The sequence below is a fragment of the candidate division WOR-3 bacterium genome (assembly GCA_039802005.1).
In the GTDB taxonomy this organism is placed as follows: domain Bacteria; phylum Hydrothermota; class Tepidihabitantia; order SM23-42; family JAOAFX01; genus JAOAFX01.
Genome location: JBDRVV010000014.1, coordinates 17135 through 32589, shown reverse-complemented (window position 1 = coordinate 32589; position 15455 = coordinate 17135). Strand labels below are relative to the sequence as shown.

Annotated in this window: 4 protein-coding genes; all 4 read left to right on the top strand. The window is 39.7% G+C overall.

Annotated elements, in window-relative coordinates:
- Window positions 1–18: 18 nt before the first annotated feature.
- The 4 genes from ABIL69_06005 to ABIL69_05990 all read left to right on the top strand — a co-directional run bounded on the left by ABIL69_06005 (window position 19) and on the right by ABIL69_05990 (window position 15304).
- Window positions 19–4596 carry a C25 family cysteine peptidase gene (locus tag ABIL69_06005; protein MEO0123543.1) on the top strand — a complete coding sequence of 1526 codons (4578 nt, stop codon included), beginning with the start codon at window positions 19–21 and terminating at the stop codon, window positions 4594–4596.
- 136 nt (window positions 4597–4732) lie between these two features.
- Window positions 4733–9316 carry a S8 family serine peptidase gene (locus tag ABIL69_06000; protein MEO0123542.1) on the top strand — a complete coding sequence of 1528 codons (4584 nt, stop codon included), beginning with the start codon at window positions 4733–4735 and terminating at the stop codon, window positions 9314–9316.
- A gap of 91 nt (window positions 9317–9407) precedes the next feature.
- Entirely contained in the window at window positions 9408–12041 is a 2634-nt protein-coding gene (locus ABIL69_05995; GenBank protein ID MEO0123541.1) for a M28 family peptidase, read from the top strand.
- A 260-nt stretch (window positions 12042–12301) separates the two neighbouring features.
- Window positions 12302–15304 carry a C25 family cysteine peptidase gene (locus ABIL69_05990; protein MEO0123540.1) on the top strand — a complete coding sequence of 1001 codons (3003 nt, stop codon included), beginning with the start codon at window positions 12302–12304 and terminating at the stop codon, window positions 15302–15304.
- The last annotated feature ends 151 nt before the right edge of the window (window positions 15305–15455 follow it).

Genomic DNA, 15455 nt, shown 5'->3' with positions numbered 1-15455 from the left:
TGAGAAGTAAAGGCAAATATGTTTAGTAAAATGAGATTATTCGCAAGCATTTGCCTCGTTTTGAGTTTTTGTTTTTCTTTCCATATAAATATTCCTGTTGATAAACTTAAGTATGAAATAACGAATTTTGATGGATACCAGAGAATTTTTCTTGAGGATGGGGGAAATTTTGGTAAGCCGGGTACACCAGAAATTCCGGGATTTATTTATACATTTCTGTTTTCTCCAGATGAAAAAATAATAGCAGTAAATGTGAGCAATATAGAATGGTCAGAAATTTCTGGAGAATTTTATATTTATCCAGCCCAGAAAAGTGCAATCATTGGAGAACCAATAGAATTTACTAAACCAGACTTTGAAATTTATAACAGAAATGAATTTTATCCGAATAATTTAATACTTGGTTTTCATTCTGGAAACTTGAGGGGTTATAGTATTGGGCAGATATTGATTGCGCCGTTTAGATATAACCCAGTATTAAAAAAACTTGAAGTTTTAAAGAAGTTAGAACTGGATATCAAAACTGGAAATCAAAAAACTGGTATAAAACCGATTCGTCAGACAATATTTTCAAAATCAATTTTTGATGAATTTGTTTTTTCAGTAGTAAAACAATCAAATGCCTCAATACTTTCTAATACTCCAGACTTTCATATTGAGGAGAATGTAGAGGATTTAATCCCATCTGAACTACCTTCACTTTTAGGACCTCCAGTTGACCTCCTGATAATCACCACCGATTCAATGATTTCTGCTTATGAAAAATTTGCCCGTTACAAAAGATTGCTTGGGTTGAATACGGCAATAAAAACAATGTCCTGGATTAAACAGCATTATCAGGGAATTGACGACGCGGAAAAACTGAGAAATTTCATAAAAGATGCAGTTGAAAAATGGGGTGTGAGTATTGTTATTTTAGGGAATGATGTTCCAGAAATCCCCACACGCTGGGTGTGGGTAGAGTATGTGATGGGAAATTACCCTGCTAATGTAACCACGGACCTTTATTTTTCAGACCTTGATGGAAATTGGAATTTTGATGGCGATGACCGATTCGGTGAAGTTGCTGATTCAATTGATTTATATCCAGATGTTTTTGTGGGAAGAATTCCTGCACACAATGCTGAAAATGTCCACGCATATTTGAATAAGATAGTTGCCTATTTATTTGAACGAGTAAATCCCCCAAATTCGCTTGAGCCATATTACAAAAAGGCGTTATTTGTTACGAGTATGTTCTGGTCTCAGAATGATTCTTATTATCTTGCAAGAAATCAGTTAAGTCCTCTCCTTCCTATTTATTTCAATAAGTATTATTTTAACGAAGAACCTAAACAGAAGGTTTTGGATGGAATGAACGATGGGTACAATTTAGTTACCTGGCTTTCTCACGGGGATGTGAATATGTTGCGAGTGCGAACAAGCCCGCGTGAATATGTGACGAATTTTTCTTTTGATTCATTAACAAATAATATTTATCCCCTGCTTGTGGTCATTTCTTGTTATACAGGTCCTTTTCAGGAAGATTGTATTGGCGAGCATTGGGTTATGAATCCACAGGGCGGTGGCATTGGCTATATCGGTCCGACGAGTTCCAGTGCGGCGTATAATCATCTTGATTATGTCAGAACATTATTCCCATTACTATTTTCAACCTCATTGGGTTCTGCCCTCGGTTTTTCTAAAATTCCATGGATACCTTATTCTCAGTTTGACAACTGGCACAGAGTTTTTCAGTATTCATTGAATCTACTTGGTGACCCTACAGTCAAATTGTGGTCAAGTGTTCCCCATAACATAGATTCCGTTATAGCAATTAAGGATACACTTCAGATTGGTGATGATACAATCGCGTTAAGAATATTCCCACCCGTAGATAAGTTTAAAGTTATTCTTTACAAAGAAAATGAAATATTTTTAAAAGATTCTGGATTCGTTGGTATATCAGAAACACCGGTAAGGACAAAATCGCCTGGATATCTAAAGTACACAATAATTAGTGAAAATATTATACCGTATATAGATTCAGTATTTGTTAAACCTGATGCACCGTATGTTGTTTATCACCACCTCAGAATGATTGATACAATGGGCAACAATAATGGAATTCCGAATCCGGGTGAGAGAATTGCACTGTATCTAAGTATGGTAAACAATGGTAATCAGATATCGGATTCAGTATTTTTAAAGATCTATAGTTCAGACAGTTTTATTGATATTTTATGTGATACTGCTCATTTTGTAGGTATTCCACCAGGAGAATTTAAAGAAAATTTAACGCCTTTTATAATTGATATTAATCCGGCAACACCAGATGGTTATGGACCATTGCTTTATATGGATATCAATTTTAATTCAGAAGTGATTTATGATACCTGTCAGTTTGTTGTTGAATCTCCTGTGTTAACACTTTTTACGCAGAAATTCACTACAAATGGAAGTGTATATAAAATCGTGCCTTTTGTTGAAAACAATGGACATTGTATTGCCGAGTCAGTCTATGCAAAAATTACGAGCCTTTCAGATACGATTACAGTCATTGATAGTATTGTGCAATTTGATGATGTTAGGCCCAATGAAATCGTATCCGCAAATGATACTTTAAAAGTTTTAAAAGTATATCCCGGGAATGTTTCTTATAAATTCTCTTTATATACTAAAAATCTTAAAGTTCAGGAAAAAAAGGTCACACTTGGCTCTCCCTCACGGATTGATTCACTATGGTCATACGGAACGCAGAATTCAATAATCCTTAATTGGACTATGGTAATGAATGCGAAGGGGTATAGGATATATCGCTCAACGGTTCCCAATAATAATTTTGAGTTTATTAAAAATCCATTATTGCCTGCTGCATATTTTGAAGATCTAAATGTTGAAAAAAATAGAGATTATTATTATTACATTGTTGCGGTTGATACTTCACTGAACGAGGGCTTGTCATCAGATACGATCAAGGCAAGGGTTAATCCTATAGTTGCCCAGGGTTGGCCAAGGACTGTATTCGGTTATCTCTTTTCTTCACCAAATTTCGGGGACCTTGACCCATCTTATCCCGGTTTGGAAATTGTCGTCTGTTCAAGAAATGGGGATGTATATATGTGGCATAGTGATGGAACACCAGTGAACAGTGACATTTATGGAAGAATTTTTACCTGTGGCGCTGAGATCTGGTCTTCACCAGCAGTTGGTGATGTTGATGATAATGGAACATTAGAAGTTTGTTTTGGAATAAGACGATGGTGGGATAATTTTTATATTTTAACAAAAGTTGATACAACCTGGACGCCTCTGGTAGGATGGCCCAAGACATTAGGTGGCGGCATTCTCGGCTCGCCAGCACTTGCTGATATTGATGATGATGGAGACCTTGAAATTTTTGTTATAACTGAAGATGGTAAATTATATGCATTCCATCACGATGGAACCGGGGTATATTCACCTGATGGGTTGCTAAAAAATTTGTATGGCTGGCATGCGGGTTCTCCTGCAGTCGGTGATTTAAATAATGATGGAAATCTTGAGATAGTCGTCTGCGGGGGAATAAATTCTGATTCTTTATTTGTGTGGGATCGTTACGGCAATTATCTAAATCCTTTTCCAATTGCGGTAGCAAAGAAGATGGTTTATTCACCGGTTTTGGGAAATGTGAGTGGTGATGCAGACCTTGAGATATGTTTTTACACAGATTCTACGGATATGGTTAACCTTGTTGATGCCAGCGGTCATTTATTGTGGCAGAAAGATATCCCATCGCTTGGAGATGTTGAGGCATATCCAGTTTTGGCAGATATTACTGGAAATGAAAGGCCTGAGATAATTGTTGGTAGCAATCAGGGTTCACTGTTCTTATCAGTTCTTGATTCGCTGGGTAATATGATTCCGAGATTTCCCACATCATACGGGCATGATTTCAAATTGCCGATTGCAGCTGACATAGATGGAGATGAGGTTATGGATATCTTGTGTGGTGCTGCGGATTGGAATTTATACGCTTTTAATAACAAGGCTCAACTCATGAGTGGGTTTCCTATACACTTTGGAATAAGGATTGAACAGTCGCCAGCAGTTTATGATATTGACAATGATGGAAGACTTGAACTGATGGTTGGAGCGAATGATTTCAAATTCTGGGTATTTGATTTGAATGGAAGTTCTTATGATTGGCCTAAGTTCCGCTATGATCCATACAATTCAGGATGGTATAGGTCTCATTATTGGGCGGGCGTAAAAGATGCAATCTCAAAAAAGAATAATAATGGATTTTACTTCGGTATATCGCCAAATCCGTTCCGGAATCACCTTGTGATTAAATTCCAAATTCCAAATACCGAATTCCAAACAAATTCCAAATCCCGAATCCCCAACAATTCCGCAATTCGCAATCCGAAATCCGAAATTTCGTTAATGGTTTATGATGTAACGGGTCGGGTGGTTAAATCTTTTAATCCTGAATTCTGTATCCTGAATCATGCATCAGGTATCATCTGGGATGGTTGTGATGATTTAGGTCGTAGATTGCCTGCCGGTGTTTATTTTGTTAAACTTGAAGCATCGGACTTCAAAGAAGTGAGAAAGACAGTTCTTTTGAAATAAATGAAATTGCATAGTAATTTGATATTTGACATCAATTTGAATTTAAATATAATATTCTATATATGAAAGGAGGTGATGATAGGGAAAAAAACAAGACATATGGTCAACTTTTGAATAACTATAGAAAGGAGTGAAGATGAAAAAAATAATGCTATTGATGATTATTGCAATATTTGCCCTGGGTGCAACCAAATCGGTAACTCAGGTGCAAATGCCCGTCCAAACGGCAAAAATAGAATTGCAAAAGGAGAGTGTGGAAGGGGATGTCCAGCGTTCAGACATAATCCCAACATTCTCCAGTAAGGTAAGCTCCCAATTTATTCCTGTTGCTTATGGTGATGCAACAAAGATTGCCTTTTCAAACGGAATTTCTTTTGATACAAAAACCCTTGGCAAGAATGGTGAGCCTGATTTACCAGTTGATTTGAAGACGCAGTATCGGGATGATGAAACTGGATACTACATTGTTCAATTTTCAGGGCCGATCTATGGTCCAGAAAAAGATTGGCTTGAGTCACAGGGTGCAAAGATTCATTTTTATATTCCAAATTACGGCTTTGTCGTTTCAATAAAAGGCAAAACACCACAGAATGCAATACTTGCAAATCCCGCTGTGAACTGGATGGGTATCTACCAACCTGCATATAAGCTCTCAACTCTTTTTGACCGGGTTGGTACTGAGCATAAGGTTACGATACTCTTATTCAATGATGCAGATATGAATTCTACTGTGGAACAGATAAAGGCAATCGCAAAAAATAATGAGGTTGTGACTTCTGATAATGGCATTAATAAAATGGTCTGGTGTGTGATTAATAAGACTGATATCAACAGGCTTGCAAACATAAAAGAGGTTTACTGGATTGAACCTTATATCCAGCCGGTAATGCACAACCAGCAATATCAGTGGGTCGTCCAGTGCGGATATCTTGCAACAGCGCCGGGTGGAAATGACAATACCTATCGTCGTATGTGGGCAATGGGTATTTATGGTCAGGGTGAAATAATAAACCACTGTGACTCTGGGATTAATACACAGCACTATATGCATCGTGCTGGTAGTGCCCAGATCACGACCTGGGGTGTATATCCAACCCATAATAAGATCGTTGCCTATGATTCGGGCGCACCTGCCCAGATAGTATTTGGTGATGGCTCGGGTGCTTCATACCATGGAACCCATACCGGGTGCACGACTGCGGGCAATGATACTACATTGGGAACTGATTATCGGGATGGTATTGCGAAAATGGCTCGGTTATACCACAATGACTGCGGCGATAATACGAGCAGTTCCATTTACACATTTGGTGACCTAAACGACCTTTACATAAGACCTTATAACAAGTATTATGCGAGCCATGGTATCAGGGCTTATTTGAGTACGAACTCCTGGGGGGCAGACGCAGGCGGTGCATATACAAGTATGTGTCTCAATGTTGACCAGTTTATGTGGTCGCATAAAGACTTCTTGTTGTTTTTCTCCAATGGTAATGCAGGTGGCGTCAATACTGTGGGTTCCCCTGCGGCAGCAAAAAACTGTGTGTCAGTTGGTGGAACATATAACAGCACATCCTGTCGGACATATTACACAACGACAAGCCGTGGTCCAACTGATGACAACAGGATAAAGCCAACGATTCTCACACCGGGGGTAAGTATATCGTCCGCTACAACTGGAACCACGGGCTTTTCAGGTATGTCTGGAACGAGTATGGCTTCGCCTGGAGCATGTGGTGCAGGTGCACTGGTTAGACAATACTTAAGAGAGGGTTGGTATCCTACCGGTAAAAAGGTCGCCGGAAATGCCTGGTCTTATATCAGTGCGGCAATGATAAAGGCAATCTTGATTAATTGTGCAGATCCAAATATCACTGGTTATACGGTTCCGGATAACAATGTGGGTTGGGGTCGGGTTGACCTTGATTCCACACTATATTTTGCCGGTGATACCCGAAAAACATTATTGCTTGATGATACAATTGGTGTCCTGACTGGCGAGAGAAAGGATTATCGTTTTAATGTCCCTTCGGGCGCAACGAATTTGAAGATAACAGTTGTCTGGACTGATTATCCGGGTAATCCTGCCGCCAACAAACAAATTGTCAATGACCTTGATTTGTATGTCCAGATAGGCTCTACTTATTATCGTGGTAATCAATATTCGGGTGGCTATTCGGTAGCGAATCCGGCAGGAAGAGATTCTTTGAATGTGGAGGAGTGTGCAAGAATAGATTCGCCGACCGCGGGAGATTGGCTTGTACGGATAGAAGGCAGGAATGTTCCATATGGTCCACAACCTTATGCACTGGTAATCACCTACTCGGCAGCGACTGTTGCTGGGGTTGTTTCTACAGATAAACCTGCTTATCGTGCTAATGATTTTATCATTGATACTGTAAGGGTAAGGGTTGAAGACCCGAATTATGGGGCCGTTGGTATTCGTGATACAGTTCGTGTTGTTTTGACAGGAAAATATATTGAGACACAACCTGAGACATTAAAGTGTGTTGAACTTGCTGAGAGTGCCTATGTATTCAAAGGTGAAATGCCTTTGCTTTTCCGTGGAGCAGTACATGGTGATGGCAGGTTATCGGTCTGCCAGGGTGATACGATTTATGTTTCTTATACCGATAACAATCCTTCTTATATTTCTACGACCTGGGCAGCAGTAGATGCCTGGTATTTCACGATCTCTAATGTCCATTGTGAAAATATTGATGCCACTTCAGTAGATGTTTGCTGGACAACGAATGAAGGTGCAAATTCAAAGATTTATTATGGAACAAACCCGAGCAATCTTAACCTTGTTGCGCAGGTTGACACACCATATTGTATGCCGCATCGGGTAAAACTTACTGGTTTGACACCGAATACAATTTATTATTATGATGTTGAATCCAAAGATTTCAGGGGTAATGCAGTTCGTGATAACAATGGTGGAGCACATTATACATTCAAGACCAAGGCACAGGCAGGAATTGATGTGCTCGTTGTTCTTCTTAACAATAATCTCCAGGGAACTGAATTTGCTCATCCTGATTTTATGAAGAATGCCCTAAATGCTGGTGGTTGGACATACAACTGGTGGTCAACAAAAGACCAGGGACAGTACAGACGGGATAATCTCAAGTGGTTTAAGGCAGTATATTTCCAGGTTGGGCAGGAAAATTATCCGGTTTGGACTGTTGCTCAGAAAGAAACAATAAAAACCTACCATAATGGTGGTGCAAGATTTGCAATGACTGGTCATGATATTGGCTGGGATACATGGCAGTACAGCCGGGTTGATACGCTATTTGCTAAGGATTATCTGCATTTTCGGTACATAGGTGATATTACTGCGACTTCATGGACTTCATTGCGGGGTATAGCGGGTGATCCGATATCGGGTAATTATACTGGCGGTGTTGTCTACCAGCCTTTCCGTCAGGGCGCGGCTGGTGATTCAATTAGACTGTCGGGCACCGGAGCGTCAGGTACTGGAACCTATGTCTGGCACGGTAACGTAGCAAATGATTCTTGCGGTATCAAATGGGAATCTACTAATAATATGGGAACGCCGGGTGATGGTGTATGGGGTGGTCAGCGTACAAGGGTTGTAACTAACTGCTTTGAAATTACTCAAATTGATACTACCAATCCTAATAGCACAACGAGAACTGATATTCTCAATAATATGTTCATTTGGCTAATAGGTCATGATCACCCGGATGTTACTATATCTTCACCAGTGGGAGGACAGACTTATACATCAAGCCCGATCTCAATCGCCTGGACTGCCACTGCTTATGGTGGTGCCCAGATTGATACCACCTGGATTGAATATTCACCGGATGGTGGTTCAACCTGGTATCTCATCACTTCAGGAACCAATCTTACATCACCTTATTCCTGGAATATTTCTGCCTTACAGAACGGCACCAAATACCGCGTCCGTGTGACCGTAAATGATAAAAATGTCTATCCTTCTATGAAGGGCTTTGCTGAGACCGGTAATTTCCGTATTAATATTGCAGGCAATGATGACCTTGGACCAAAGGTTATTCCGAATTCAATAGTCGTTGCAAACAATCCGAAATTTGTGACTGCCACTGATACACTATTAACATTCACTGCCGTGGTCAGCGATTCTGAAACCGGGTTGAGCACAATTGGTGCGGCAAGTTATATTGTTAAAAGTCCAAGCGGAAATTCCAGTGGTGAAGTGCCAATGCAGGTCGTTGATGGTGCCTGGGATGAAATTGTTGAGGATGTCATCGGTTCAATCAGACTATTATATACTCCTGGCGTTGACCGTGTTTGTTCACTATTTGTCCGTGGCCGTGACAATGCAACATTCCGTGCACAAAACTGGGGTGCCTGGTATTACAGGACATTTACACTCATTAACGGCGATATTCGTCCCAATGTAGGTATAGAAGAGGCTAATCTTTCACCATTGATCTACAATTTATCAAACCCGATGCCCAATCCGACAAAGGGAATGGTTCGTATTAATTATGCAATTCCGAAGGCTGGTAGAGTGACCTTGAAGATATACAATTGTCTCGGACAGGTTGTGCGAACGCTTGTTGATGTTGAAAAAGAGCCCGGCTTCTATTCCATAATCTGGGATGGAAAGGATGATGCAGGAAGAAAACTATCTGCAGGAATATATTTCTACCAGATGAGTTCTGATAACTTCGTTGATACAAAGAAGACGGTACTACTGAAATAAAAAGACAATGGGTGGGGGATGATATAAAATCTATCCCCCACCCATTTATTAGTGAATAAAAATTAAAACGAAATAAACAAAGGAAGATAAAATGAAGGGTATTAGAGTTGTGTTGATATTTTTTTCTTTTTTTGCTCTATTTACTTTAGCGAATGCAGAAAGCAATCTGGTGAGGATTGAACTGGGAGGGGGAAGGCTTACACCACTTTTTGAAAAAGAAATTGATATAATAAAAGAATTGGATAATTGTGCAATTGCAATAATTGATGATAAAGAATTTACAAAACTAAGAGATTTTGATTATCAGATTCTTTCTAAGAGCCCACAGGAAGGAGATTACTACTTACTTTATCAGTTTAACAAGCCTGTTGAACTTGATAAATATGGAGATTTATTGACAAAAGATAATAATGTTTTTTTGTTAAAATTAAAGACTGACGCACTTTTGCTTTTAAACCGAGAACCGGTTGAGATAGTGCGGTTATCGTTTAAACCAATAATAAAGACTAATGCAATGACTTTTCCAGAAGTGCGTAGTAATCCAACGATACAACAAATTGTGAACAGCGTTAATCCAGATACGATTTTAAGTTTTGTAAGGAGATTGCAAAATTTCAGAACCAGGTATTCAACCCATGACTCCTGTTTTGCTGCTGCTAACTGGATAAGGAATAAATTTCTGGAATATGGATGTGATTCGGTTTATTTTCAATATCATACTTCTGGGTATGCTCCAAATGTGATCGGAATAAAAAGAGGAATTTTATACCCCAATATTTATGCGATAATTGATGGACATTTTGATGCGACATCTAATCAGGCGCCGAGCATAGCACCGGGTGCGGATGATAATGCAAGTGGCACTGTGGCCGCGCTTGAGGCAGCAAGGGTAATGAGAAACTACCAATTTGAATATTCAGCAAGATTTATTGCCTTCAGCGGTGAAGAGCAAGGACTTTATGGAAGCACATATTATGCAAACAATGCCCGGCAGCAGGGTGATAGTATACTTGGTGTTCTAAATGGCGATATGATCGGGTATGTTGATGCTTCACCTGAAGATTGTAATGTCTTAACCAACAGTGCCAATACCCCGTTTGCAGATTTCTTTATCGCCTGTGCTGATACCTATACGAATTTGCTCACCATTAAGCAGACTGTATCGTCAATTCCGTCTGATATTCAACCTTTTTATGACAACGGTTATCATGGTTTATGTAATATAGAAGATTACTGGCCTACAAATCCTCATTATCATACAACACATGACACAATTGGTGCAGGATATAATAATAACGCCTTTGCTACAGAAGTTATAAAAGCCGAGGTCGCTGCGCTTTGTGTTTTGATAAAACCTTATGAATCTAACCGTCCAAATGTTTTACTCAATCGTACCGCAGTTGTGGAAGATAATAATAATAATGGTAGGCTTGATCCTGGTGAGAATGCTGGGATTGTATGCTATGTCAGAAATGCAGGTGGTGTGCAGGCGACGAATACAACGGCACGCTTGCGTGAGAATGATGATTATATTATACTAATCGATTCAACCACAACATACGGTACGATACCTGCGGGTGATTCCGCAAATAATTCTTCGGATCCATTCCGTGTTTCTGTCTCATCAACCTGTCCTATTGGTCATACTGTTGACTTTCAACTGTATATAGTTTGTGCTGAAACATCCTGGACAAGGAATTTCAGTTTAACCGTTGGTCGTCCAATGCCCACTGATACCGGTTATTACTATGTTTACTGGTCAGGTTGCCCATATCAGCAGGCACCGGTATATAACTGGTTTGCGATAGATACGACACAAACTCAGAATCCTGGAACATCGTTAAATCTGAGCGATGACCAGGTGAGACGTGTGGGGTTGCCTTTTACCTTTAAATACTATGGTCTGAATTACAATCGTATTTCAATATCATCAAACGGATTTGTAACTTTGGATTCAGCAACATCCAGTTATGCAACGAATTATGGTTTGCCGAGTACAAATGCACCACGAACTTGTATTGCAGGTTTATGGGATGATTTGGATCCTGGGGTTAGTGGTGCGCCAGGCGATGTTTATTATTATAATGATGCGGCAAATCATCGGTTTGTGGTGGAATGGTTTAGGGTTCCCCATTATGGTGCCAATACGACTTTGGAGACATTTGAGATAATTTTGTATGACCCCGCTTATTATCCGACGCCAACAGGGGATGGTGAGATAATAGTCCAGTATATGAATTCAATGCAGCAGACAGATAATACTATAGGTATACAAAATTATGCGCGGAATGTCGGTATTCAGTACTACCTTGATGGGACATATCACCAGTGGGGCGTTCCAATTACTTCTCAGTTTGCCTTAAAGTTTACGACCTGGCCACCGACGGTTGGTATTGAAGAGAAAGATGGTTTGTCATTGAGACCAGAAAATCTAAATATCGTATTAATGCCGAATCCATTCCGGAATCATTGCATGATTAAATTCCAAATCCCAAACAATTCCGCATTCCGCAGTTCGCAATCCGAAATTTCGCTAAAGATTTATGATGTTTCTGGGCGGGTAGTTAAATCTTTTAATCCTGAATCCTGTATCCTGAATCATTCATCAGGTATCATCTGGGATGGCTGTGATTTTCTTGGTCGTAGGCTTCCTGCGGGTATTTATTTTGTGCGGCTGGAGGCGGGAGATTTTAAGCAGAACGAAAAAGCTGTTTTATTGAGATAGGGGTTAAGAGGGATTAAAAAGGGAAGAGAGAAAAGAAATTGGACAGAGTGTCGGAGCCTCGGTGGAACGGAGCATTGGGGAGACTAAAACAAGGTGCATTGGCTTGCTAATGCGTTGTTGTCTATCTGCTATTTGGATCTCCATCTGTGGGGTATGTAGCGGATTGTAATTCTGGGCCTAAGATTTAAAGGTTGAGAGGGCAAAAACAGACTTATTCTTGACTTAAACCTTGGTCTGTTTATAATTTTATAGGAACTGCGATGCATTACTTCCGAAGATGGCTTTTTATGATTGCAATTTTTGTTATTACAGGATATTGTCAGGAGATTGGTGCGCGATATTTAATAATCACCCATGATAATTTTTATAATGATATTCTACCACTTGCGCAGTGGAAACATAAGAAAGGAATGCGCACAAAGGTTGTAAGATTATCTGAAATTGGCTCAACTGCGCCCCAGATAAGGGATTATATTGTTAATGCTTATAATAACTGGATTGTAAAACCTGAGTACATTCTTTTTGTTGGTGCCCCCAATTATATACCCTTTCCTCTTGTACTTGGTTGGAATTCAGATAATTATTATACTAACATGGATGACAATTTATATAATGAAATTCTCTCAGGAAGGTTGACTGTCCATAATACAACCGAAGTTCAGACCGTTGTTCAAAAGATTATTGCTTATGAGCGTTACCCGAATACTGCAGATACCTTCTGGTTCAAGCGGGCATGTCTTATTGCCAATGAAGACAATGGTTATTATCCACCAATCGGTAATGATACAGTCTATTGGAATGATGTTCGTCAAGCAAAGAATCTAATGCTTTCTAATGGCTATGATTTGATTGATACCCTGTCCGCTGGTCTTGGTAATAATGCCTACAGTGTATATCAATCAATAAATAGTGGCAGGGGATTTTTGCTTTATCGTGGAACAGGCCTTGGACAATGGTATCCACCTTTTGATTGTAACCCAGATCTGACCACAAATGGCACAAAATTACCTATCGTTCTTTCAATTACTTGTAGAACCATTGGCACCGGTTCGACACCTGCCCAGGTAGAGAGATGGTTTCTCACCGGTTCACCCACAAATTTGAGAGGCGGCGCTGGTTTGTTTGCTACAACTACAGTCGGTGGCGGGTTTATTACATTCTTGAGGAGCGCGGTATCGCGCGGCTTTTTTGATGCAGTATTTTTTGATGGGAAAAGGACTTTTGGCGAAGCGTGTGAGGGCGGCAGAGTAAGGGTTTATACTATGTATCCATATTCCGGGGGTGATGAGGAATATGTTGGGTTCACTACAATCGGCGACCCGGAGATGGGTATCTGGACTGCACCGCCCTGCTCACTTCTGGTAATACATCCGCAAATGATTCCTTATGGTAGTGCAAACTTTACAGTAGCAGTCAATAAAGCAGTGGATTTATCACCAATAAGTAATGCCTTTGTTTGTGTAATGGCAAAACAGGATTCCGGGGTCTATGTCCTTGATACAACGGACATTAATGGTCAGGCTTACTTTTCAATAAATCCATTGATTGTTCAAGATACAATTTATGTCACGGTAACAGGGAAAAACTTAAAACCGTATGAAGGTTATATGACTGTTCAAAACTCAGAAATACCTTATGTAGTATATTTGAAATCCGTTATTGATGATTCATTATACGGTAATAACAATAATCTTATTAATCCGGGGGAAATGATTAATTTACCATTGTGGATAAAAAACTGGGGAGACAGCACAGCCCATAATGTTTTTGGATTATTGAGGACGAACGATATATATACAACGATTTTTGATTCAATAAAATGGTTTGGTGAAATTCAGGGCAGAGATTCATCTTATACGGGTGATAGTGGATATGTTTTTTCTATAGCCACAAATTGTCCTGACCTACACAATATAACTTTTGATTTGATCTGTAAAGATATGAATGATTCGATATGGATTTCGCATTTCAACCATCCGGTTTTTGCTCCGGAATTGACTCTCCTTGAAATTTTAATCAGTGGTGGAAATGGCAATTCTAATCTGGAACCGGGTGAGACCGTATTTGTCAAGGTAAAGATAAAAAATACGGGACATTCACCAATTGATAGTGTGTATGCAATATTGCAAGGCCTTTCAAATTATACGGTCATTACTGATTCAACTGGAAGTTATCCGCATATTGGTATTGATTCTTCAGCAGTAAATGATTTAGACCCATTCATTGTATATGCAGACTCATTAACCCTTCCGGGAACATCCGCAGAATTTCAGATGGTATTATATTCTTTATTCTATCATGATACAATATCATTTTCTATCGTTATCGGAAAGAAAGATTATTTTATTTGGAATCCTGATTTGACCCCACAGCCGGGGCAGAATATGCACAATATACTAACCAGTCTGGGCTACTCAGGTGAAATCAGTGCAAATCTACCTCAAATTTTGAATCTCTACAATTGTGTATTTGTCTGTTTAGGGGTATTCCCAAATAACTATGTTATTCAATCGGGTAGTGCCGAAGCGCAGAGGTTGGTTGATTTTGCATTGTCTGGTGGTAGATTGTATATGGAAGGTGGTGATGTGTGGTATTACGATCCGATGATGGGTGGCTATGATTTTTCAAATCTATTTGGATTAAACCCAATTGATGACGGTGGGTCAAATATGGGACCAATCGGAGGTATTGCTGGAACATTTACCCAGGGAATGGATTTTAATTACGCTGGTGAGAATGAATGGATGGACCATATAAGTCCTTTAAATCCCGGTTCATTTTTAATCTTTAGAGACACAGATAATTATTTTGATTGCGGGGTTGCCTATGATGCGGGAATCTATCGTACAGTTGCGACTTCTTTTGAACTTGGAGCACTTTTTGATGGAACACCACCTTCAACCAGGGCTGTTTTGCTTGATTCAATTATGCATTTTTTTGGTTGTTTACACGGAATCGCTGAAGATAAAACTTCAAAACTACAACCTGTAAAATTAGATTTGCAGATTTGCCCGAATCCTTGCAGGGATCACCTTGTGATTAAATTCGAAATTCGAAATCCGAAATCCGAAATCTCATTGAGTGTATACGATGTTTCGGGTCGGGTAGTTAAGCAATTTAACCATTTAACCATTCAACCATTTAACCAGTTGGTTTGGGATGGTCGTGATGATTTAGGTCGCAAGTTGCCTGCCGGTGTTTATTTTGTGCGGTTGGAGGCTGGAGATTATAAGCAGATTGAGAAGGCGGTGTTGTTGAGATAAGGGTAAAGAAGGGTGAACAAGGGTGAAGAGGGGTGAAAAAGGGCTTCTCCCTTGATATTTCTTTATCTCTCCTGATATCCCTTGCTTGTAGGATAGAGATTAGGGCTGTTGCTGGAGTAGGGACTTTAGTCCCGTGTTTCAAATCCCCCTT